The 21,693-nt window shown below is 72.0% G+C and carries 20 protein-coding genes and 1 pseudogene; 11 read left to right on the forward strand and 10 right to left on the reverse strand.

The genetic code is table 11. The annotated features are described in order from the left end of the window. Positions 1–3: 3 nt before the first annotated feature. Positions 4–2,205 carry an ATP-dependent DNA helicase RecG gene (gene recG / locus JQS43_RS18665; protein WP_239675677.1) on the reverse strand — a complete coding sequence of 734 codons (2,202 nt, stop codon included), beginning with the start codon at positions 2,203–2,205 and terminating at the stop codon, positions 4–6. Next, positions 2,202–3,881, reverse strand: a complete 1,680-nt coding sequence (locus tag JQS43_RS18670) for a DAK2 domain-containing protein (RefSeq protein ID WP_239675678.1) — start codon at positions 3,879–3,881, stop codon at positions 2,202–2,204. The genes recG and JQS43_RS18670 overlap by 4 nt, the downstream gene beginning before the upstream one ends. A gap of 170 nt (positions 3,882–4,051) precedes the next feature. On the opposite strand from JQS43_RS18670, the gene rpmB reads away from it, so the two are divergent. Then, positions 4,052–4,243: a 50S ribosomal protein L28 gene (gene rpmB / locus JQS43_RS18675; protein WP_239675679.1), complete on the forward strand. Its 192-nt coding sequence runs from the start codon at positions 4,052–4,054 to the stop codon at positions 4,241–4,243. 70 nt (positions 4,244–4,313) lie between these two features. Here rpmB and JQS43_RS18680 read toward each other — a convergent pair whose 3' ends face one another. Then, positions 4,314–4,781 (reverse strand): GNAT family N-acetyltransferase, encoded by a 468-nt coding sequence (locus JQS43_RS18680; protein ID WP_239675680.1) that lies wholly within the window; start codon positions 4,779–4,781, stop codon positions 4,314–4,316. Positions 4,782–4,822: 41 nt separating this feature from the next. Then, positions 4,823–5,785 carry a thiamine-phosphate kinase gene (locus JQS43_RS18685; RefSeq protein ID WP_239675681.1) on the reverse strand — a complete coding sequence of 321 codons (963 nt, stop codon included), beginning with the start codon at positions 5,783–5,785 and terminating at the stop codon, positions 4,823–4,825. A gap of 83 nt (positions 5,786–5,868) precedes the next feature. Between JQS43_RS18685 and JQS43_RS18690 the strand changes: the two genes are divergently transcribed. Both JQS43_RS18690 and JQS43_RS18695 read left to right on the forward strand, forming a co-directional pair. Further along, positions 5,869–6,102, forward strand: a complete 234-nt coding sequence (locus tag JQS43_RS18690; protein ID WP_239675682.1) for an Lrp/AsnC ligand binding domain-containing protein — start codon at positions 5,869–5,871, stop codon at positions 6,100–6,102. 20 nt (positions 6,103–6,122) lie between these two features. After that, the gene (locus JQS43_RS18695) at positions 6,123–6,698 is read left to right on the forward strand and encodes a DUF3515 domain-containing protein (RefSeq protein WP_239675683.1); all 576 of its coding nucleotides are present in this window, start codon (positions 6,123–6,125) and stop codon (positions 6,696–6,698) included. A gap of 132 nt (positions 6,699–6,830) precedes the next feature. Here the strand turns inward: JQS43_RS18695 and JQS43_RS18700 are convergent, their stop codons facing one another. After that, the gene (locus JQS43_RS18700) at positions 6,831–7,913 is read right to left on the reverse strand and encodes a D-alanine--D-alanine ligase family protein (protein WP_239675684.1); all 1,083 of its coding nucleotides are present in this window, start codon (positions 7,911–7,913) and stop codon (positions 6,831–6,833) included. Positions 7,914–8,002: 89 nt separating this feature from the next. Here JQS43_RS18700 and JQS43_RS18705 point away from each other — a divergent pair, with 89 nt between their 5' ends. Beyond that, entirely contained in the window at positions 8,003–8,500 is a 498-nt protein-coding gene (locus JQS43_RS18705) for a protein-tyrosine phosphatase family protein (protein ID WP_239675685.1), read from the forward strand. A gap of 435 nt (positions 8,501–8,935) precedes the next feature. Further along, complete coding sequence (gene mgtE, locus JQS43_RS18710) at positions 8,936–10,291, forward strand: magnesium transporter (protein ID WP_239675686.1); 1,356 nt, start codon at positions 8,936–8,938, stop codon at positions 10,289–10,291. A 112-nt stretch (positions 10,292–10,403) separates the two neighbouring features. On the opposite strand, the gene JQS43_RS18715 is transcribed toward mgtE, so the two are convergent. The 4 genes and pseudogenes from JQS43_RS18715 to JQS43_RS18730 form a co-directional block, all read right to left on the reverse strand. Further along, positions 10,404–10,685 carry a hypothetical protein gene (locus JQS43_RS18715; RefSeq protein ID WP_239675687.1) on the reverse strand — a complete coding sequence of 94 codons (282 nt, stop codon included), beginning with the start codon at positions 10,683–10,685 and terminating at the stop codon, positions 10,404–10,406. Between the two features lie 180 nt (positions 10,686–10,865). Beyond that, positions 10,866–11,963, reverse strand: a pseudogene (locus tag JQS43_RS18720) (cystathionine gamma-lyase); the annotation flags it as partial. 13 nt (positions 11,964–11,976) lie between these two features. Continuing rightward, complete coding sequence (locus JQS43_RS18725) at positions 11,977–12,969, reverse strand: NAD(P)H-dependent glycerol-3-phosphate dehydrogenase (protein WP_239675689.1); 993 nt, start codon at positions 12,967–12,969, stop codon at positions 11,977–11,979. Then, the gene (locus JQS43_RS18730; protein ID WP_239675690.1) at positions 12,966–13,700 is read right to left on the reverse strand and encodes a lysophospholipid acyltransferase family protein; all 735 of its coding nucleotides are present in this window, start codon (positions 13,698–13,700) and stop codon (positions 12,966–12,968) included. The genes JQS43_RS18725 and JQS43_RS18730 overlap by 4 nt, the downstream gene beginning before the upstream one ends. A gap of 137 nt (positions 13,701–13,837) precedes the next feature. Between JQS43_RS18730 and cofC the strand changes: the two genes are divergently transcribed. From cofC to JQS43_RS18760, 6 genes are all read left to right on the forward strand, one after another. Beyond that, on the forward strand, positions 13,838–14,533 hold the full coding sequence (gene cofC / locus JQS43_RS18735) for a 2-phospho-L-lactate guanylyltransferase (RefSeq protein WP_239679493.1): 696 nt from the start codon (positions 13,838–13,840) through the stop codon (positions 14,531–14,533). Positions 14,534–14,695: 162 nt separating this feature from the next. Next, complete coding sequence (locus JQS43_RS18740; RefSeq protein WP_239675691.1) at positions 14,696–15,766, forward strand: phosphotransferase family protein; 1,071 nt, start codon at positions 14,696–14,698, stop codon at positions 15,764–15,766. A 35-nt stretch (positions 15,767–15,801) separates the two neighbouring features. Beyond that, on the forward strand, positions 15,802–16,053 hold the full coding sequence (locus JQS43_RS26355; protein ID WP_420847599.1) for a cold-shock protein: 252 nt from the start codon (positions 15,802–15,804) through the stop codon (positions 16,051–16,053). Positions 16,054–16,124: 71 nt separating this feature from the next. Further along, the gene (locus JQS43_RS18750) at positions 16,125–18,377 is read left to right on the forward strand and encodes an RNA degradosome polyphosphate kinase (RefSeq protein WP_239675692.1); all 2,253 of its coding nucleotides are present in this window, start codon (positions 16,125–16,127) and stop codon (positions 18,375–18,377) included. Between the two features lie 10 nt (positions 18,378–18,387). After that, a complete protein-coding gene (locus JQS43_RS18755) occupies positions 18,388–20,055 on the forward strand; it encodes a CYTH and CHAD domain-containing protein (protein WP_239675693.1) in 1,668 nt (555 codons plus the stop codon). After that, the gene (locus tag JQS43_RS18760; RefSeq protein WP_239675694.1) at positions 20,043–21,002 is read left to right on the forward strand and encodes an NUDIX hydrolase; all 960 of its coding nucleotides are present in this window, start codon (positions 20,043–20,045) and stop codon (positions 21,000–21,002) included. The genes JQS43_RS18755 and JQS43_RS18760 overlap by 13 nt, the downstream gene beginning before the upstream one ends. A gap of 4 nt (positions 21,003–21,006) precedes the next feature. Here the strand turns inward: JQS43_RS18760 and JQS43_RS18765 are convergent, their stop codons facing one another. Then, complete coding sequence (locus JQS43_RS18765) at positions 21,007–21,531, reverse strand: HU family DNA-binding protein (RefSeq protein WP_239675695.1); 525 nt, start codon at positions 21,529–21,531, stop codon at positions 21,007–21,009. Between the last annotated feature and the right edge of the window lie 162 nt (positions 21,532–21,693).

Genomic DNA, 21,693 nt, shown 5'->3' on the forward strand with positions numbered 1-21,693 from the left:
ACCTCAGGTCTTCTCGAGGTACTCCGCCCGCTCCTCGTCGACCAGGGCCTCAACCACCGCTGCCAGCCCCGGGTGCTCCGTCAGCTCGGGATCATCCGCCAGCAGCTGCTCCGCCTCGGTCCGCGCCTCCGCGATCAGGTCCGCGTCCTTCAGCAACGACAGCAGCCGCAGGTGCGAGCGCCGACCCGACTGCATCGCGCCCAGCACATCACCCTCCCGCCGCTGCTCCACATCGAGCTCGGCCAGCTCGAAGCCGTCCAGTGTCGACGCGACCGCGGCCAACCGTTCCCGGGCCGGGGTCTCCGCCTCCGCCTCGGTCACCAGCAGGCACAGCCCCGGCGCCGACCCGCGGCCCACCCGGCCCCGCAGCTGATGCAGCTGCGACACCCCGAACCGGTCGGCGTCGAGCACGATCATCATGGTGGCGTTGGGGACATCCACCCCCACCTCGACCACTGTGGTGGAGACCACGACATCCACCTCACCGGCGGCGAAGGCGCGCATCACCGCGTCCTTCTCGTCGGCCGGCAGCCGGCCGTGCAACACCCGCACCCGCAGCTCCGAGAGCGGCCCAGCGGCCAGCGATTCGGCCACCTCCAGCACCGCCAACGGCGGTCGGCGGGACTCGTCGGCCGACTCGGACTCAGGCCCCGGCGCCTCCTCCGGCTCCGTGTCACCGATCCGCGGGCAGACCACGTACACCTGGTGGCCGGCGGCGACCTCCTCACGGGCCCGCTGCCAGCCCCGTGCCAGCAGCGCCGGCTGTTCCGCCGCCGGCACCACGTGGGTGGTGATCGGTGACCGGCCCCGCGGCAGCTCCCGCAGCGTGGAGACGGTCAGGTCACCGTAGACAGTCATCGCGACGGTACGCGGGATCGGGGTCGCGGTCATCACCAGCACATGCGGCGGCTGCTCGGCCTTGGCCCGCAACGCGTCCCGCTGCTCCACTCCGAACCGGTGCTGCTCGTCGACGATGACCAGCCCCAGATCCCGGAAGGCCACCTGGTCGTAGAGCAGCGCGTGGGTGCCGACCACGATCCCGGCCTCGCCGGAGGCGGCCGCCGCCAGCGCCCGCCGCCGGGCCGCCGCCGGCAGCGAGCCGGTGAGCAGCGCCAGCTGGGTGCCGTCGGTGTCGCCGGCCAGCTCACCGGCTCGGCCGAGCGGGCCCAGCAGCTCCGCCACGCCCCGATAGTGCTGGGCGGCGAGCACCTCCGTTGGTGCCAGCAGCGCCGCCTGCCCGCCGGCGTCGACCACCTGCAGCGCTGCCCGCAGCGCGCAGACCGTCTTGCCGGAGCCGACCTCGCCCTGCAGCAGCCGGTGCATCGGGTGCGACTGCGCCAGCTCGGCCGCCAGCTGCTCGCCGACCGCCTGTTGCCCGCCGGTCAGCTCGTACGGCAGCCGGGCGTCGAACGCGTCGAGGATGCCGCCGGCCTGGTACGGGCGGGGGGTGGCCGGCCAGGCTTCGGCGCGCCGGCGCCGCTGCACCAGGGTCAGCTGCACCGCGAAGGCTTCGTCCCATTTCAGCCGCCGCCGGGCCGGAGCGAGCGTCTCCCAGGAGGTCGGCCGGTGGATGTCGCGCAGCGCGGCGCCGAGGTCGGCCAGCCGGCGGCCGCTGCGGATCGCCGCGGGCAGCGGGTCCGGTGGCATCGTCACCACATCCAGCACCATCCGGATCGCCTTGCTCAGCTCCCAGCTGGTGACCTCCTTTGTGGCCGGATAGATCGGGATCAGTTCGGCGGCGAAGTCTTCGGCGACCCTGTCTTCCGGCTCGTCGAGCAGCTCATACTTCGGGTGCGCCAGTTGCCGTACCTGTTGCCGGCCGGAGCGGTAGTCGCTGACCTTGCCGGCGAACAGCCCCCACCGGCCCGGCGTCAGCGCCCGCTCCAGCCAGGCGAGTGAGTGTTTGCCGAAGAAGACCAGGGTGATGGTGCCGCCGCTGTCGTCGGTGACCACCGCCTCCAGCAGGCTGCCGGGGCGGTTGCGCATCCGGCGGGAACGGACCGACAGCACCCGGGCCTGGATGGTGACCTGTTCGTCGGCCTCCAGCGACCGGATGTCGGTGAGGCTGCCCCGCTGTTCGTACCGGCGCGGCAGGTGGAACAGCAGCTCCCGGACCGTGTGCAGCTCCAGCTCCTTGCCGAGCTTCACATGGCCCTTTCCCACCACTTTCGACAACGGCGTGTCGAAGTCCACGACCGGGCTCATTCGACCCCCACCACCAGCGGGTAGTGGGGCTGGCCGGCCTGGTGCACCTGCGCCGTCACGAACGGCCAGCCACCGGCGAGATGGTCGGTGAGCAGCTCGGCCAACCCGGCCGGGGCGTCGGCGCCGAGCAGCAGGCTCACCAGCTCCCCACCGCCGCCGAGCAGCCGGTCCAGCAGCTGGCGGCAGACCTCGGCCAAATCCTCGCCGATCAGGTGCACCTCCCCCTCCACCAGCGCCAGTACGTCGCCGGTGCGGCAGCGGCCGGCGACGGTGAGCGCGTCCCGGCCGGCCCAGCACACTTCCGCGTACCGGCAGGCACCGGCGGCCTCGGCCATGGCGATGACGTCATCGTCGAAGCGGCGGTGCGGGTCGCGGACGGCGAGCGCGGCGAGCGCCTGCACCGGGGAGTGGGTGGGGATCACCGAGACCCGGATCTCCTCGGCCGCCGCCTCGGCGGCCGCAGTCGCCGCCACCGCCTGGGTGTTCGGGTCGTTGGGCAGCACCACCACCTCTGCCGCGCGGGTGGCGTGAACGGCGGCGAGCACCTCCTTGGTGGCGGGGGTGGGGCCGATCACCACCGCACCCTCGGCGGTGAGCAGCTCGGCCAGGCCGGGGCCGCTGGCCACCACCACCGCGCCGCGGGCGGTCGCCAGCGGCGGCGTCGGCTCGGGTTCGTCGAATCTGGTCACGGCGATCTGATACGGCCGGCCAGCGGTGACGCCGGCCTCGATCGCCGCGCCGACGTCGTTGACGTGGACGTGCACCCGCCAGGTGCCGTCGCCGGTGCCGACCACCACCAGCGAGTCACCCAACCGCCCCAGGGTACGGCGCAGCGTAGTGACCGCGGCGTCGTCGGCGTCGAGCAGATACTGCACCTCGTAGGCGTACGCCAGCGAGCCGGCCTCCCGGCTGCGGGTCAGCGGGGTCGCCGGCGTCGACTGGGGCCGGTGACCCACAGCCGGCGCGGGCAACGCCGAGTCTTCGGTCAGCGTCGAGTCTTCGGTGAGCGTCGACAGCAGCGCATCGAGCAGCAGCACCAGCCCGCGCCCGCCAGCGTCGACCACACCGGCGGCGGCGAGCACCGGCAACTGCTGCGGGGTACGAGTCAGGGCGCCGGCGGCCGACTCGGCAGCGGCCCGGACCACCGTGGTCAGAGCGTCGGCGGTCGGGGCACCGTCGGCGGCCAGATCCTCGGCGTGGTCGGTCGCGGCCCGGGCGGCGACCCGGGCCACGGTGAGGATGGTGCCCTCCACCGGTTCAGCGACCGCGGCGTAGCTGGCCTTCGCGGCGGCGGCCAACGCCTCGGCGAACTCGGCACCGCCGGGCTGCCGGTCGGCGGCCGCCTGCTCGTCGCCGCGGGTCTGCTCAGCGGCGGTGAGGGCGTCCGCGAGCCCGCGCAGCAGCTGGGCGATGATCACGCCGGAGTTGCCCCGGGCGCCGAGCAGCGCCCCGCGGGCCGCCACCCGCAAGGTGGCGGCGGCCGACTCGCCGGCCGTGGGGTGATCGGCCAGCACATGCTCGGCGGCGGCAAGGGTGAGCAGCAGGTTCGTCCCGGTGTCGCCGTCCGGGACGGGGTAGACGTTGAGGTCGTTGATCTCCTGCTCGTGCCGACCGAGCGCTGCGGTGGCGGCGGCGCACCAGCGGCGCACCACGGCAGCGTCCAACGTCTCGGGCACCGTGGCAGTCTAGTGGCGGCGACGCGTTGCGGCGGGCCGGCGCGGCCCGGTTGGCCGCCGGCCGGCAGGGTCAGGTAATCTGTTCCGGTTGCCCGCCGAGGGTGGGCTGGCGCGCGCGTCGACCCCGGCGCCGCACCCCACCACTCGCCACGAGTTTTCAGGAGAGTCCCGTGTCCCACGTGTGCGACGTCTGCGGCAAGAAGCCGGGTTTCGGCAACAACGTGTCCCACTCGCACCGCCGGACCCGGCGCCGCTGGCTGCCGAACATCCAGATGGTCCGCACCCCGGCCGGTGGCGGCACCACTCGCAAGATGCGCGTGTGCACCTCGTGCCTGAAGGCCGGCAAGGTCGCCCGCGCCTGATCCGGCGCCGCTGGTGGGGCGCCGCTGCGCCCCTGCCCCGGCAAACCTCGCGGTCGCTAGCTGGCCACCGCTACAGAGTCCGCCCCAGGGAGATCACTCCTGGGGCGTCTTTGTAGTACCCGAAGTGCGGGATCGGCTCGTACCCCCGCGACCGGTAGAGCGTCACCGCCTCCGGCTGCTTGTCGCCGCACTCCAGAATCATCCTGGTCCGCCCATGCTGGCGGGCCGCCTGCTCGACCGCCTCGAGCAACCGCCGCGCCACCCCTCGGCCGCGGGCAGCCGGGGCGACGTACATCCGCTTCAGCTCCGCCACGGCCCGGTCCTGGGCGTAGCCGCGCCAGCCACCGCAGCCCACCCCCTCACCGGCCAGGTACGCGACGAAGAACCCGCCCTCCGGCGGGCGGAACTGCGTCGGCGCCACCGGCGTCTGGTCGCCCGGTCCCCCGTACCGCTGGCCCAGATCGGCCAGCGCCGCCGTCACCAGTTGCTGCGCCGCCGGGTCGTCATACCCCACCGGCCGGATCTCCACCTCGGTCACGGCTCCGAGGCTACGCGGCCTCTAACCGGGGTGGTCAGCCACTAGTTCGCCCGGAAATGGTCCCATCCGGCCGGGCCGGCGTGCGGCTTACCATCGACGGTCACCCCGGAGCCGACCTGCACCGAGCCGATCAGCCGCCACTCCTCCGGCAGCAGCGTGTTCTCGGGGAACGTCGCCACTAACGGGTGATCGTCCCCGCCGGCGAAGACCCAGTCGTACGGGTCGACCCCGAGCGCGTCGGCGGCGTTGCGCAGCTGGTCGGGCAGGCTGAAGACGTTCCGCCGCAGATCTACCGCCACCCCGCTGGCGGTGGCGATGTGCCCCAGATCTGCGAGCAGCCCGTCCGAGATGTCGATCATCGAGGTGGCGCCGAGCATCGCCGCGGCTGGCCCGACGTGGTACGGCACCTCCGGCCGGCGGTACGCCTCCACCAGCAGCCGGGGCGACCGGAAACCCCGCGACAGCACGGTGTAGCCGGCTGCCGCGTAGCCGACCCGACCGGCCATCGCCACCACGTCGCCGGGCCGGGCCCCGCTGCGGGTCACCGGCGCCAGCCCGGCGAGATCCCCGAGCGCGGTAACCGAGACGGTCAGCGTCGGGCTGGCGGAGATATCCCCGCCGACCAGCCCCGCCCCGACCGTCGCCGCCTCGGCCACCATCCCGTCGATCAGCCCGTCTACCCAGCTGGCCTCCAGATCCGGTGGGGTACACAACGCCACCAGCAACGCCGTGGGGGTCGCCCCCATCGCCGCGATGTCGGCCAGGTTCGCCGCGGCGGCCCGGTGCCCGATATCCACCGGACTCGACCAGTCCCGCCGAAAATGTCTCCCGGCGACGAGCACGTCGGTGGAGGCGACCACCCGCGCATCCGGCGCGGCCACCACCGCCGCGTCATCTCCCGGTCCGAGCAGCACACCTGCTCCGGACCGGCCACCCGCCGCCGGCCCCAGGCGGGCGGTAATCCGCTCGATGAGGCCGAACTCTCCGGTCTGCGTCACACTCATGGCAATCTCCTACCCCTACGAACCCTGTCCCGTACGGTAGTTTCACGGGCAAGCCCACGCCGGTGGTGGAAGGAGGGCGTGTCGTGGTTCAGGCTTACATCCTGATCCAGACCGAGGTCGGCAAAGCCCGTGAGGTGGCGGCCGAGATCGCTCAGGTCGACGGGGTGGTCAGGGTGGACGCCGTGACCGGCCCCTACGACGTGGTCGTCTTGGGCGAGGCCCGCAACGTCGACGAACTCGGCAAGATGATCGTCAGCCGGGTGCAACTGGTGTCCGGCATCACCCGCACCCTCACCTGCTCGGTGGTGCACCTCTGACCGAGTGATAGACGTAAGGGGTGGCTGATCAGGTTTCCCGCTCCGCTGCCAAACTGGCGGCGTTGATCGCAGTGCCGTTGGCCCTGCTCGCGGGCTTCGGCACGTTCCTGCTGCTGGGCAACGCGTTCGCCGAGCCCGACCCGACCACCCAACCCACGCCCACCGAGACCGCCCCGGCTGACCCGCCGCCGGCCGAGCCGGTGGCGATGCCGGCGCGGGACCTCGGCGAATGGGACGAGACGGTCTGCCGGGCGCTGCTCTCCCAGTTGCCGCAGGAGCTCGAAGGCCTACCGCAACGGCTGGTCACCGAGGGCCCGGAGCAGAACGCCGCCTACGGCGAGCCGCCGATCACCGTGGCCTGCGGGGTCGAACCGGTCGAGATCGACCCGACCGACATGGTCTTCCCGCAGGACGGGGTGTGCTGGCACGCCGAGGAGTTCCCGGAGCAGAGCGTGTGGACCACCCTGGACCGCGAGGTGCCGGTGCAGGTCCACGTGCCGGCCGCCTACGACGGACCCTTCCAGCAGGTGGGGGCGCTCAATCAGACCATCACCCAGACGATCCGGTCGGCCGACGAGGCCCCGGCCGGCTGCTGACTCCGGCCCACCGGCCGGGCGCCCGGCGCCCGGCGCCAAGATCATGGTGACTAGGTGGCTGCTATAGCAGCCAGAGAATCACTTTGATCATGGGAGGTCCAGGCGGGGCGGACGGACGACGGGCGACGGTGCTCAGCGGGCGAGGGCGGTCCGGATCAGCCGGGCTACCAGCTTCGGGTAGGGCAACCCGCTCGCTGCCCACACCCGGGGGAAGACGCTGCTCGGAGTGAACCCCGGCATCGTATTCAGCTCATTGAAGTAGACGTCCAGCTCCGCAGTGACGAAGAAATCCACCCGGGCCAGGCCCGCGCAGTCCAACGCCGTGAAGATCGTCGTGGCGTACCGCTGGAGTTGGGCGGTCACCCGCTCCGGCAACGGCGCCGGAATCTCCATCTCCAGCGAGTCGTCCAGATACTTCGCCTCGAAGTCGTAGAACTCGTGGCCGGCCGCCGGCCGGACCTCCGCGAGCTGGCTGGCCTCCGGCTCACCGCCCTGCTCCCCAGCTAACACCCCGCACTCGATCTCCCGGCCCACGACCGCCGCCTCGACCAGCACCTTCGAATCGACCTCCCGGGCGACCGCGAGCGCGTCGTCGAACTGCGCCCAGTCGGTCACCTTGGTGATGCCGAACGACGATCCGGCCCGCGACGGTTTCACGAAGACCGGCAGCCCCAACCGCTCCCGCTCGGTCGCCGGCAGCGACGCGCCGGCCCGCAGCACCGCGTAGGGGCCGACCGGGATCCCGGCGGCGACCGCCAACTGCTTGCTGAACTCCTTGTCCATCGCCGCGGCTGAGGCGAAGACCCCCGACCCCACGTACGGCACGCCGGCCATCTCCAGCAGGCCCTGGATGGTGCCGTCCTCTCCGTAGGCGCCGTGCAGCACCGGGAAGACCAGATCCACCTCCCCCAGGGCGCTGACCGCGTCGGTGGCGGCCAAAACCAGCCTGCCCCGGGCGGTCGGGTCCGGCGGCAGCATCACCGGGCTGCCGGCGGCCTCGGTGACCTCGGGCAGCGTCCGCCCCTGGAGTTCCAGCTGGCTGCGCTCGCCGGTGGTGAGCACCCACTGCCCGGCGCGGGTGATACCGATCGGCACCACCTCGAACTCGTCGGGATCAATCGCGTTCAGCACACTGCCGGCGGTCAGGCACGAGATCGCGTGCTCTGCGCTCCGTCCGCCGAACACCAGCGCCACCCGGGTCTTCTTCCCGTTCACCGGCCACCCCCATCCGCTCGCTTCCGCGCCGACCCTACCCTTGGAGATCAACCACCGGAGCCACGATCTCCAACCGACAAGGATGAGCAATGCGCGCCACCCTGCACCTGATCGACGGGCCTGGCCCGGGCCGGCTCGCCACCATGGCCCACCCCGCCGGCGGCGAGCAGCTCTCCGCGAGCATGACCGCGCTGGCGGAGGCCGGCGTGGCCACCCTGGTCTGCGCGCTGACCGACGATGAGCTGGCCAGGCTGGAGCTGACCGGGGCGCCCGGCGCCGCCGCCACCGCCGGGTTGACGTATGTGCGGTTCCCGATCCCCGACCGCACCACACCGCAAGCCCACCAGCTGCCGGCGGTCAGCGATCTCGCCGACCAACTCGCCGGGGAGGTCCGAGCCGGCCGGTACGTGGCGACCCACTGCTGGGCCGGGATCGGCCGCTCCTCGCTGCTGGCCGGGGCGACCCTGGTACGGCTCGGTTTCTCCCCGGCGGAGTCGTGGCAGCGGATCCGGGCGGCGCGTGGCCTGCCGGTGCCGGACAGCGCCGACCAGGAGCGGTGGCTGTTCAGGTTTGCCGAGGCTGAGTAGAGGCCGGGTAGTCGCGGCGTTTTCGGCCGAGATACACTCCCGTACGGCGTGGTCCTTCTCCGCGTCGACTCCTGACATCTGCCGGCGGCCACGACGCTCGCGTCCCGGACCGTCGCGCATGTTCTGCTTGCCGGACACGTCTTGCGGTGTCCGCTGGCACTGAGGGCAAGGAGGTGACCACCGTGGCCGACGGTGACAGTAGTCGCCGGCACCGTGCTGGCAGCAGTGGTGGTCGTCTCCCCCGCTCAGCCAGCTCGGTGCGATAGCCACTGCTACCACTACCAGCCGCCGCGCTATAGCTGACCGTCGGCTGGTCGCTGCAACCACGTCCACGTCCGGTCCCGCTTCACCCCGCGGGGCTGGCGGATTGTGCGCGTCTGCCCAGTGGCGCTGGCATCGGCAACACCCGGCGACCGCACAGCGAGGGGGAACATCATGGTGACGGAGCTGCGTACGCTGACCTATGAGGGCGACCTCGGCTCACTACGCGCCTGGCTGGCCGAGAACGGCACGCTCGACATCACCGACGCGCTGGTGCGGCTGGAGCCCGAGGAGCGGGCGGTCTCGTTCCGGCTGCTCGACAAGGATCGGGCACTGGCGGTCTTCGAGGCGATGGATCCGCTGCACCAGCAGCAGCTGCTGGAGGCGCTGCGCGACGAACGCGTCCGGGAGCTCTTCCGCGGCCTTGAGGCCGACGACCAGGCCCGGCTGCTCGACGAGGTGCCGGCCACGGTGGCGGCCCGGCTGCAGGCCGGGTTGACGCCGCAGCAGCGGGCGGCCACCGCTGCCCTGCTCGGCTACCCGTCCGAATCGGCCGGCCGGATCATGACCCCGGACTTCACCAACGTGCGCGCCAGCATGACCGCCGCCGACGCGTTGACGAAGCTGCGGCGGGCCGGCCGCCGGCCCACCCGGGCCCAGGCGCTGGTGCTGCCGGTCACCGACGACGAGCGCCGGCTCACCGGGGTGGTCGACCTCACCGACCTGGTCACCGCTGCCCCGGACACCCGGCTGCGGGAGCTGGTGGCGCCGGAGACCCTGTCGGTACGGGTCGACGACGAGCAGGAGCGGGCGGCCCGGCTGCTGCAGGAGGCGGACCTCTCCGCGCTACCGGTGGTCGACAAGGAAGACCGGCTCGTCGGGATGATCACTTTCGACGATGCGATGGAGATCCTCGAGGAAGAGGACACCAAGGACTTCTCCCGCGCCGGCGGCGCCGAGCCGCTCGACCAGCCGTACCTGTCGGCCAGTGTGTTCCAGCTCGCGCGGAAGCGGGCTCCGTGGCTGATGATGCTGGCGGTGGCGTTCACGCTCACGGTGGTGGTGCTCGCCTCCTTCGAGAGCGCGCTGGAGGCGGTGCCGGCGCTGGCGTTCTTCATCCCGATGCTGATCGGCACCGGCGGCAACTCCGGCGCCCAGGCGGCCACCCTTGTGGTCCGGGCGCTCGCGGTCGGTGAGGTCCGATTTGGAGACCTGGCCCGGATTATCCTGCGGGAGATGCGGGTCGGGCTGATGCTCGGCGCCCTGCTGGCGACGATCGCCTTCCCGCTCGTCTCCATCTTCTACTCGATCTCCATTGGGGCGGTCATCTCGCTGACCTTGGTGGGGATCTGCACCTGGGCCAGTTTCGCCGGCGGCATGCTGCCGCTGATCGCCCGCCGGCTCGGCATCGATCCGGCGGTCTTCTCCTCCCCGTTCATCACCACGCTGGTGGACGCCACCGGCCTGCTGATCTACTTCTCCATCGCCTATGTGGTGATGGGCGACCAGCTCAGCGGCGTACTCGGCTGAGCTGACTGCGGGCCTTCCGCTCCCGGCTGGTCGCGGCGACCTACCGCGACCAGCCGGGCCGCGACCAACTGGGCCGCGGCCAGCCGGGCCGCGCTGGGCCGCACTGGGCCGCTCAGCGGCGCAGGCGGCGGCGAGCAGACGGGCGAAGCCAGGTAAAGACGGCGTACGCGCTCCAGGCCACCGCCACCGCCAACGCCAACAGCCGCAGCCCCAGCAGGCTCAGGCCTACGATCACCGCCATCACCACCAGCCAGGACTGGAGCGGGTTGAGCCGCCGAGTCAGCCAGTGCCACGGCCGGCGGACCGCCGCCGGCATACCCTCCCGGCGAGCCGGGTCGGCGCCAGAGCGCTCCGGTCGGGCTCGCCGGTCTTGCGGATCCTGCGCTGGCCGCACCGGGATCTCCCTCCTGCTGGCCTCCCGAACCAGGCTACTGGCCTCGGAACCAGGCTACCCCGCCTCGGTGGACCAACCTGACTGCTCCGAACCGGTCAGATCCTCGAAGTTGTCCGTCTCGCCGGCCTCGGCGGTGGCGTCGTGGGAACCGTTGGCCGGCTGATCGGGCGGAGCGCCATCCAGCGCCTGCGACAGATCATCAAGGACGTCGTCGGTGTCTTCGATGCCACACGAGAGCCGCACAAACCCGGCGGGGACTTCGTCGCCCCACTGCGCCCGCCGGTCGGCGGTGGTGTGCAGACCGCCAAACGAGGTCGCGGCGCCGACCAGCCGGCAGCCCCGCAGCATCGCCGTCACCCGGTCAGCCGACCCCAGGTCGAACGACACCACCCCCGGCATCCGCCGCATCTGCCCCAGCGCCACCGTATGGGCCGGGTCGCCCGGCAAACCTGGCCACCGAACCCCGGCGACGTCGGTGCGGGAGGCCAGCATCGCCGCCACCGCCGCCGCGTTCGCGCTCTGCCGCGCCAACCGAAGGTCCAGCGTCGCCAGTGACCGGTGGGCCAGCCAGGCATCGAACGGGCTGGGTACCGCCCCGGTCCAGTCCCGCCACTGCCGCAACGTCGCCAGCAACTGCTCGTCCCGGGTCGCCACATAGCCCAGCAGCAGATCGGAGTGGCCAGTCAGCGCCTTGGTACCAGAAGCCACCACCACCCGCGCTCCCAGCTCCAGCGGCCGCTGGCCCAATGGGGTGGCCGTGGTGTTGTCGACCGCCAGCAGCGTACCGGTCGCCTCGGCGGCGGTCGCCAGCTCGGCGATGTCGCAGACATCCAGACCCGGGTTGGCGGGGGTCTCCAGCAACGCCAGCCGGGTGCCGAGCAGCGGCGGATACGGCCCGGCGGTCGCGGCGAGGAGCACCGCCACCCCACGCGAGCGCAGCGTCTCCCGGGCGAACGCCCGGACGGTGTAATACCCGTCGGCCGGCAACACCACGGTGTCGCCTGGGCGTAACACACTGAGCAGCAGCGCGGTGATCGCCGCCTGGCCGGAGGCGAAGGTCAGGCACTCGCCGCCCTCCAACTCCCCGATCGCGGCTTCCAGCCGGCGCCGGGTGGGATTGTCGGGACGACCGTAACCATCCCGTCCGGGGATCGGCCCGGTCGCTGGATCGAGATGGTACGGAGCGGCGAAGACCGGTCCGGGCAGGAACGGTTCGCCCGGCGCCGGCGCCGGCAATCCAGCCTGGACACAGCGGGTACCGTCACGCAGTTCGCTCACGCCGCCACCTCACCTACTCCGGCTTGATGGAACGGGACATCAGGGTTGTGAGCGCCGCCCGCGGATCCACCCCTTCGTGGCAGACCCGTTCGACCTGTTCGGTGATCGGCATCTCCACGTCGTGGCTGCGCGCCAGATCCCGGATCGCGAGGCAACTCTTCACCCCTTCGGCGGTCTGTCTCGTCGCCGCCTGGGCCTGCGCCAGGCTGCCGCCGAGGCCCAGCTGTTCGCCGAAGGTCCGGTTCCGCGACAGCGGCGAGGTGCAGGTGGCGACCAGGTCGCCGAGGCCGGCGAGCCCGGCGAAGGTCATCGGGTCGGCCCCGAGGCGTACGCCGAGCCGGGCAGTCTCCGCGAGCCCCCGGGTGATCAAGGTGGCTTTGGTGTTGTCCCCCAACCCCATGGCAGTGGCGATCCCGTAAGCCAGGGCGATCACGTTCTTCACCGCACCACCGAGCTCACAGCCGACCACATCGTCGTTGGTGTAGGGCCGGAAGTAAGCGGTCGACGATGCCTGCTGCACCGCGGCCGTACGGGCCGGTTCGGTGCCCGCCACCACCGTGGCGGTGGGTTGCTCGGCCGCGATCTCCGGCGCCAGGTTCGGCCCGGAGACCACCACCACCTGGTGGGGGGAGACTTTGGCTGCTTCGACGATGACCTCACTCATCCGGCGAGTGGTGCCGAGCTCGATCCCTTTGGCGAGGCTGACCAGCGTCGCGTCGGGCTCCAGCCACTGCCGCCACCCCGCCAGGTTGCCCCGCAACGTCTGCGACGGCACCGCCAGCACCACCAGCCCGGCGCCGCGGATCGCCGCCTCCGGGTCGGCGGTCGCGGTCACCCGCTCCGGCAGCCGGACCTCCCGGTGGTAGTCGGGGTTGCGCCGCCCGCTACGGATCGCCTCGGCCATCTCCGGGCGGCGGGCCCAGATCGTGACATCGTTACCGGCGTCGCCCAACACCTTGGCGTACGCGGTGCCCCAGGAGCCCGCGCCCAGCACAACCGCTTTCATCGTGGCTCGTCCTTCCCGGCCTCGGAGACCCCATCCGGGCTCCACAACGGCGGCGGCGACTCCCCGCGAAGGTCCGCCAGCAAGTCCCGAACCCGGGTCATCACCAGGTCGGTAATCTCGTGCATGGCGGCGGCGCTAAGCGGCTCGCCGTCGTCGCGGTACCCGGAGAGGTCCACCGGTGGGCCGGCGATCACCGACACCGGGGTACGGGGGCGCGGCCGAAACTTTCGGGTGCGCGGATCGAAGATGCGCTGCGGGCCCCACATCGCCACCGGCACCACCGGCGCGCCGGTCTCCCACCACAGCCGGGCGACGCCGGTCCGGCCCCGCATCGGCCACAGCTCGGGCTCGCGGGTGGTGGTGCCCTCCGGATAAATGATCACAGCGTCGCCGGCGTCGACCGCGGCGATCGCGGCGTCCAGGGCTTTCGCGGCGTCGACCGTGCCCCGCTTCACCGGGATCTGCCGCAGCCGCCGCAGGGCCCGGCCCATCAGTGGCACCGCGAACAGGCTCTCCTTGCCGAGGAACTGCGGCCAGCGGCCGGCATCGTGGACGAAGTGGGCCATCACCAGCGGGTCGGCATGGGAGAGGTGGTTGCCGACGAGGATCACCCCGCCGTCCGCCGGCACCCGGTCGAGGCCCTGCCAGTCGCTGCGGGTCAGCGCCAGCATCGACGGCTTGACGATGGCCACCGTCAACCGTCGCCAAAACCCGAGCCTGCGTCGTCCCACCCGGTCACCCTCCCACGTCGTCTGGCCCCGGCACGAGGCGCGACCTATCATGCCCCGCCGCCGTTTCCGGCGCCACCGCGAGCCCGGCGGCTGGGGTGCTGTCTGGCAGGCCGGCCAGCGGTGCCACGATGGGCCGCATGCAAGGGCCTGGCTGGGCGGCGGTGATCCCGGTGAAGCGGCTCGCCCAGGCCAAGAGCCGGCTGCGGGGCGCCACCGGCCCCGTACCGCATGAGCACCTGGTGTTGGCGCTGGCCCAAGACACCGTCCGGGCGGCACGCGCCTGCCCGCTGGTCGCCGAGGTGCTGGTGGTGACCGACGATCCGGTGGCCGCCGGCGCGCTCACCGAGCTCGGCGCGCGGGTGGTGCCCGACCTGCCGGACGCCGGGTTGAATCCGGCCATCTCCTACGCCGCCAGCCAGGTCTCCCGCGACCGGCCGGTGGCCGCGCTCACCGCCGACCTGCCCGCGCTGCGGCCGACCGAGCTGGCCGCGGCGCTACGGGCTACCGGTGAGCTGGCCGGCGGGCGCGGCTTCGTCCCCGACGCGGCCGGGACCGGCACTACGTTGCTCGCTTGGTCGCCCGACCGGCGCGCCGGGCTTGAGCCCGCTGCTGGACTCGACCCGCGGTTCGGTCCGGGCTCCGCGGCCCGGCACACCGCCTCGGGCGCCCACCGGCTGACCGGCGGCTGGCCGAGCCTGCGCCGTGACGTGGACACCGCCCACGACCTGGCCGAAGCCGCCCGACTGGGGTTGGGTCCGGCCACCCGCGGTTGCTGGCCCCCGCCCCCACCCCAGACCGGGGTGCCCGGCGCCGGCAGCGCCTGCGGGCCTTGATCATCTACATCGCCCGAGCACAGTGGTGCAGGAGGAGCGTTTGCTCTGTTTACGCATACGCCAGCGGTCGGCTCACTCAACTTGGTGGGTCGAGTGGCGCCTACACCAACACCGGTTGCGAGAGAGCTTCAAGATCAACGGTCCGGTGCTATGGTGCCGTTCGTGTCCGGAGCAGCGGCTGGCGGCGAGGCCGAGCCGATCAGCCCGACCCAGCGCCGGTTGACGTCGGCCGATCTCCACCGGTTGGCTGTGGCTTCGTTCGGCGCCGGCACCCGGGTACGCGAGTGCCAGCCGCTACCCGGGGGCGGCTTCGCCGCAGTCTGGTCGGTAACCCTCGACGACGGCCGGGCGGGCCCCGGCCGGGAGATGGTGTTGAAGACCGCGCCACCGGCGACGGTGCCGCTGCTCAGCTATGAGCGAGGCCTGCTGGCGGCGGAGGCGCGCTACTACCGTACGGCGGCCCAGGCGGCGACAGTGCCACTGCCCCTGGTGCACCACCACGGGGCCGACCCGGCGGTGCTCGACGGAGAGTGGCTCTTCACCGAGCGGCTGCCGGGACGCCCGCTACCCGACTGGACAGCGGCACCGGAAGCGGGGGCGGCGCCGGTCGACGACCACCCGGTCCGCCACGCGCTCGGCGAGGCAGTCGCCAGCCTGCATCGGGTCACCGGGCCGACCTTCGGCTATGACGGCGGCCGGGTCGCCGCGCCGACCTGGCGGGGAGCCTTCACCGCCATCATCGACGAGCTGCTCGACGACGCCGGGGCCTGGCGGGTGACGCTACCCGCCACCGCGCCCGAGATCCGGGCGCTGGTACGGCGCCACGCGGCGCTGCTCGACCTGGTGGCTCGGCCGGCGTTGCTGCACTACGACCTGTGGGACGGCAATGTCCTGGCCAGTCCGGGCGACGACGGCCAGCTGCGACTACGCGGCCTGGTCGACGGCGAACGCTACCTCTACGGCGACCCGCTAGTGGACTTCGTCTCGGTCGCGCTGTTCCGCCGGATCGAGGACGAGCCGGACCACCCCTTCGTCCAGGGGTACGCGGCGGTGCATGGGCCGGTCAGCTTCGATCGGTCAGTCCGGCGGCGGCTGATGCTGTATCGGCTGCACCTGTATCTGCTGATGGTCGCAGAGATGCCCAGCCGAGGCATGGTCGGCGACCGGTGGCGGCGGCGGCGCGAATTCCTCATTGAGCAGCTGCGGCAGCAGCTCGCCGGGCTGACGGCGTAGCGCGGCGCCCCCGGTCACGGTGTTACCGTGCCGGTGTGCAGGGGACAGTGGCTGACTTCGACCCAACGACCCGGAGCGGGTCGCTGCTGCTCGATGACGGCCGCCGGCTTGAGTTCGGGGCGAGCGCCTTCGACGCCTCCGGGCTGCGGTTGCTCCGGCTGGGGCAGCGGGTGCAGATCGAACTCGCCGGAGCCGACCCGGGTCAGGCCGGAGCCGATCCGGACCAGCCCGAATCCACGCCGGGCGAAGTGATCCGCGTCACACTGCCCACGATGAGCGGCTCGTGAACCTCGCCGTTGCCGACAGTTTGCCCGTTAGTAGTGGCGAGTGTGCCTAGGGTACGCGCCAGAATGGGGACATGAGCGCCACCCCGCCCAGCGCCGCCCGACCGCCCGCAACCGGTATCCCCGGCACCGTTAGCGACGCCGACCCCGACCCGGGCTCCGCCCCGGTCGAGCCCGAGACTGGCCAGCCCGACGCCGATCTCGCCGCGGAGACCCCGCTGCCCGACGACCGTTTCCTCAACCGCGAACTCTCCTGGCTAGATTTCAACGCCCGGGTGCTGGCGCTCGCCGAGGATCCCCGCACGCCGCTGCTGGAACGGATCAAGTTTCTCGCCATCTTCGCCAGCAACCTCGATGAGTTCTACATGGTGCGGCTGGCCGGGCTCAAGCGGCGCGCCCAGGCCGGGTTGCCGGTTCGCGGCCCGGACCGACTGCCCGCCCGCGAACAGCTGGAGGTGGTGGCTGAGCGCAGCGCAGACCTGGTCGCCCAGCACGCCCGCTGTTTTCGGGATGAGGTGCAGAAGCTGCTCGGCGAGGAGAACATTCACATCGTCTCCTGGTCCGAGCTCGCCCCGGGCGAACAGGAGCAGCTGCGTAGCTACTTCCGGGAGCACGTGTTTCCGGTCCTGACTCCGCTGGCGGTGGATCCCGCGCACCCGTTCCCGTACATCTCCGGGCTGTCGCTCAACCTCGCCGTGACGGTCCGCGACTCCGCCGAGAGCCCGGAGCGCTTCGCCCGGGTGAAGGTGCCCAACAACGTACCCCGGTTCGTGGTCATCGACGCGGACCGACGTTCCCAGCAGGCTCGGCCGACCACGACGCCGACCCGGTTCCTGCCGGTGGAGGAGCTGATCGCGGTCCACCTCAACCAGCTCTTTCCGGGCATGCAGGTGGTGGAGCACCACCTGTTCCGGGTCACCCGCAACGCCGACTACGAACTCGACGAGGACCGCGACGAGGATCTGTTGCAGGCGTTGGAGCGGGAACTGGCACAGCGGCGGTTCGGCCCACCGGTCCGGTTGGAGGTGGCCGCCTCCATCTCCGATCACGTGTTGGAGCTACTCGTCCGCGAACTAGACATGGACTCCCACGACGTTCTACGAATCCCCGGTCCGCTGGACCTCTCCGCGCTGTGGGAGATCTACGATCAGGTGGAGCGGCCGGAGTTGAAAGACCCGCCGTTCGTGCCGGCCACCCACGCCCGGCTGATCGAGGGCGAGACCCCGCGCAGCGTCTTCGCGACGCTGCGGGGCACCGATGTCCTGGTGCATCACCCGTACCACTCCTTCTCCACCAGCGTGCAGCGCTTCATCGAGCAGGCCGCCGCCGACCCGCACGTGTTGGCGATCAAGCAGACGCTTTACCGCACCAGCGGCGAGTCACCGATCGTGGACACGCTGATCGACGCCGCCGAAGCCGGCAAACAAGTGGTGGTGTTGGTGGAGGTGAAGGCGCGCTTCGACGAGCTGGCCAACATCGGTTGGGCGCGGGCGTTGGAGCGGGCCGGCTGCCATGTGGTCTACGGCCTGGTCGGGTTGAAGACCCACTGCAAGACCGCGCTGGTGGTACGCGAAGAGGCGGGCCAGATCCGGCGTTATTGCCACATCGGCACCGGTAACTACCATCCGCGGACCGCCCGACTCTACGAGGATTTCGGCCTGTTGACCGCCGACCCAGAGGTCGGTGCGGACCTCACCGACCTGTTCAACACACTCACCGGCTACAGCCGGCAGACCACGTACCGGCGACTGTTGGTGGCGCCGCACGGTATCCGCAGCGGGCTGGTGGAACGAATCGACGCGCAGGCGGCCAAGGCCCGCGCCGGTGAGCCGGCGCTGATCCAGTTCAAGGCCAACGCCCTCGTCGCCGACCAGCTGGTGGACGCGCTCTACCGGGCTGCGCAGGCGGGTGTGCAGGTGGATCTGGTCATCCGCGGCATGTGCACGCTGCGGCCGGGTGTGCCGGGGCTGTCGGAGTCCATCCGGGTTCGCTCGATCCTCGGTCGGTTCCTGGAACACTCCCGGATTTTCCGATTCGGCGCCGATCCGCAGACCGCCGAATTCTGGATCGGCTCGGCCGATCTGATGGAACGTAACCTGGACCGCCGGGTCGAGGCGCTGGTACGAGTCACTGACCAGGCCGCCCGCGACGAGCTCGCCCAGGTGTTGGACACCGCGATGAATGAGCGGTCCGAAGGGTTCGACCTCGGGCCGGACGGGGTATGGACCCACCGGATCCCGCCGGACCCGCAGCATCTCCAGGGAACGCTGCTCGCCCGCGCGGTCGGGACCGGGGCGCCAGCGACGGCGAGCGCCGGCGGCGCGTAGGGAGCGGGGCATGGCGCGGGAGGAAGAACGCAAGTACGACGTCGGCCCGTCGTTCGTGATGCCGGACCTGACCGCTGCGGTGCCGCCCGGCGGCGAGCTGGTCGATCGCGGTGTGGTCACGCTCACCGCCACCTACTACGACACCCCCGATCTCCGGCTGGCCAGGTCCGGGGCTTCGCTGCGCTACCGCCAGGGTGACCGGTCGCCGTGGACCGTCAAGCTGCCCACCGGCACCCCCGGTGTCCGGCACGAGATTTCCCGCGCCGGCGAACCTGGCGAGCCCCCGGCCGAGCTGGTGGCGCTGGTTACCGCCGCCACCCGGGGCGCCCCGATCGCTCCGGTGGTAATGCTGCGGTCCCAGCGGCGGCGCTACGAGCTGCGGGACGCTGCCGGGCAGCTGCTCGCCGAGGTCGCTGACGACGATGTCACAGTCGGCTCCAACGCCGAGGGCGTCACAGTCGGCTCCAACGCCGAGGGCGTCACAGTCGGCTCCAACGCCGAGGGCGTCACAGTCGGCTCCAACGCCGAGGGCGTCACAGTCGGCTCCAACGCCGAGGGCGTCGCAGTCGGCTCCAACGCCGAGTGGCGGTTTCGGGAAGTCGAAGTGGAACGTGCTGGGGCGAGCCCGGAGCTGCTCGACGCGGTGGCAGCCAGGTTAATCGCCGCAGGTGCCCTGGTCGGCCAGTCCACCGAGTTCCGGTCCAAGTACGCCCGAGCGTTGGGACCGGCCGCGAACCGGCCCCCCGACCTGCCCGCACCGGAGCCGCTGCCGGCCAAACCGCGCGCCGGTGATGTCTTATCCGCTGCGCTCCGCCGCTCGGTGGGCCGGCTTCTCGACCACGACCCGTTGGTACGCCTCGGTGAGCCGCTGCCCGACGGGGACACCCCGGTCCACCAACTGCGGGTCGGTTGCCGGCGGCTCCGCAGTGATCTGCGCACCTTCGGGGTGCTGGTGGACGCGGCGTGGGCCAACCGGCTGCGACGGGAACTCCGTTGGCTGGCGCGGCGACTGGGCGCCGTACGCGACCTGGAGGTGCTGCGGGGACGGTTGTGGCGGACCGCGGCGGATCCGCTCGACCCGGTCGACCCGGCGGCGGTGGCGCGGATCGACGCACACCTCGCCGAAGCGCAGCGGCGGGCGGAGAAGCGGCTGCGGTCGACGCTCGCCAGTGACCGCTACCGGTCGCTGCTGGACGCGCTCGTCGGCGCCGCGCAACGTCCGCGCACCACCGCGCTGGCGGCCGCGGCGGCCACCGAGGTCCTGCCGCCGCTGGTGGCCGAACCGTGGCAGGCGCTGGTAACCGGTGACGCGGATTGGCCGGGCGCTGGCGAGTTGTCGCCGGACGACCCGGACGCGGCCTGGCACGCGGTTCGGGTCCGGGCGAAACGAGCCCGGTACGCAGTGGAGGCGGTCGCCGAGCCGATGGCGGGCCCGGCGACGAAGCTGGGCCGGCGGCTGTCGCGGCTGCAGGACGTGCTGGGGGAACACCAGGACGCCGCGGTCGCCGCCGACACCTGGCGCCAGATCGCGTGGGACCGGCCGGGCGACGCCGGGCTGCTGCTCGCCGCCGGCCGGCTCTATGAGCGGGAACGGGCGGCGATCGCTCGAGTGCGGGCGGAGTACCCCGCTGCCTGGCACGCTGCCAGCCGGCCGGGCCTGGTGCGGTGGCTGGGCTGATCCGGGCCGCCGGCGGCGTGGTCTGGCGCCCGGGCGGGCCGGATCGCGACGAACCGTTGGTGTGCCTGGTCCACCGTCCCCGGTACGACGACTGGTCGCTGCCGAAGGGCAAGCTGCACCCGGGCGAGCATCCGCTCGCCGCCGCGGTCCGGGAAGTCGCGGAAGAGACGGGAGTTAGGGCAGTTCCCCGGGCGGCGCTGCCACCGGTGCGCTACCTGGCCGACGGGGCGCCGAAGCAGGTCGACTACTGGGTGATGGCGGCCGCCGCGGCGGCGCCCACCGCTCGGCAAGGTTCTGAAGTAGACGAGGTGGCCTGGCTGCCGACCGCGGCGGCGGTGGCGCGGGTGAGCCACCCGCTCGACGCCGCGCTGCTGCGCCGATGGGCGGCGACGCCGCGGATCACCGGGCTGGTCGCGCTGGTACGCCACGCCGACGCTGGCGACCGGGCGGGGTGGCCGGCCGGGACGGACGCGCTGCGACCGCTCACCGCCCGCGGGATCGGCGACGCGGCCCGGTTGGGCAAGCTGCTGGCGCTGTGCGCCCCCACCCGACTGGTCTCGGCGAGTCCGCGCCGGTGCCGGCAGACGTTGGCGCCGCTCGGCAGCGAGCTGGCGCTGCCGCTGTCGGTGGCGGCGGTCTTCGACGAGACCACTGGCGACCCGGTCGCGGCCGGTCGCCAGCTGGTCGAGTTAGCCACCACTGAGGTGACCACGGTGGTGTGTTCGCAGGGGGCGGTCATCCCGCCGGTGCTGGCCTGGCTGACCAAGACCGCTGCTGCACAAGGGCAGCAACTGGGCCCGCCGGCGGCCGATGGCCAGACACACGAAACGGGCCGGAGAAGTGGCTTCGCCACCGCCAAGGGAGACGGTTGGCTGTTGCCCTTCTCCGGCCCGTTTCCGGTCGGGATCGCACCGCTGCGGTTGACCGATGGTGCGCCACCTGGCTGACCAGTCAGCGACGCTTGGTGGCCTTCTTGGCCGGCGCCTTCTTGGCCGGGGCCTTCTTCGCGGTGCTGGCCTTGCGAGGGGTGGCCCGGGTGGTCTTCTTCGCGGTGCTGGTGCGCGCCGGCGCGGCCTTCTTGGCCGTGGTGGTCTTCTTCGCCGGAGCTGCGGCCTTCTTGGTGGTGGTGGTAGTGGTGGTGGTGGCCTTCTGGGCGGTGGTCTTCTTCGCCGGGGCGGCCTTGAGCGCCTTCGGCACCTTGCCGCTCGCCACCATTTCCTTGAACCCCGAGCCGGGCCGGAACGCCGGCACCGAGGTCTTCTTGACACGTACGGACTCACCGGTGCGGGGGTTGCGGGCCATCCGAGCAGCACGGACGCGCTTCTCGAAGACACCGAAGCCGGTGATGGAGACCTTCTCCCCCTTGGTCACTGCGGCCTGGACTTCTGCCAGAACCGCGTCCAGGGCCGTACCGGCCGCGCGCTTGTCTTCCCCTAGCCGGGTAGCAAGCGCCTCAATGAGCTCGGCCTTGTTCACGACATCCCTCCAACTGTGTGGACTCCACGCGAGTCTTTCTGGGCGACGGTATGCCCTATGACACTAACTTACAAACATCCGGAAGAAAAAACCCCTTGTGTCGCAACACGATTGGCCCCGCCCGGCGGCGCCGGGCGGGGCCAATCGGCGGATTGCCGGCTA

The organism is Natronosporangium hydrolyticum (genome assembly GCF_016925615.1).
Taxonomy (GTDB): domain Bacteria; phylum Actinomycetota; class Actinomycetes; order Mycobacteriales; family Micromonosporaceae; genus Natronosporangium; species Natronosporangium hydrolyticum.

Coding starts and splice junctions, on each gene's coding strand:
- JQS43_RS18685 (WP_239675681.1), bottom strand. CDS start 5,785: ATGAGTGTGACGCAGACCGGAGAGTTCGGCCTCATCGAGCGGATTACC.
- JQS43_RS18725 (WP_239675689.1), bottom strand. CDS start 12,969: ATGAAAGCGGTTGTGCTGGGCGCGGGCTCCTGGGGCACCGCGTACGCC.
- cofC (WP_239679493.1), top strand. CDS start 13,838: ATGCAAGGGCCTGGCTGGGCGGCGGTGATCCCGGTGAAGCGGCTCGCC.
- JQS43_RS18705 (WP_239675685.1), top strand. CDS start 8,003: ATGCGCGCCACCCTGCACCTGATCGACGGGCCTGGCCCGGGCCGGCTC.
- JQS43_RS18755 (WP_239675693.1), top strand. CDS start 18,388: ATGGCGCGGGAGGAAGAACGCAAGTACGACGTCGGCCCGTCGTTCGTG.
- mgtE (WP_239675686.1), top strand. CDS start 8,936: ATGGTGACGGAGCTGCGTACGCTGACCTATGAGGGCGACCTCGGCTCA.
- JQS43_RS18750 (WP_239675692.1), top strand. CDS start 16,125: ATGAGCGCCACCCCGCCCAGCGCCGCCCGACCGCCCGCAACCGGTATC.
- recG (WP_239675677.1), bottom strand. CDS start 2,205: ATGAGCCCGGTCGTGGACTTCGACACGCCGTTGTCGAAAGTGGTGGGA.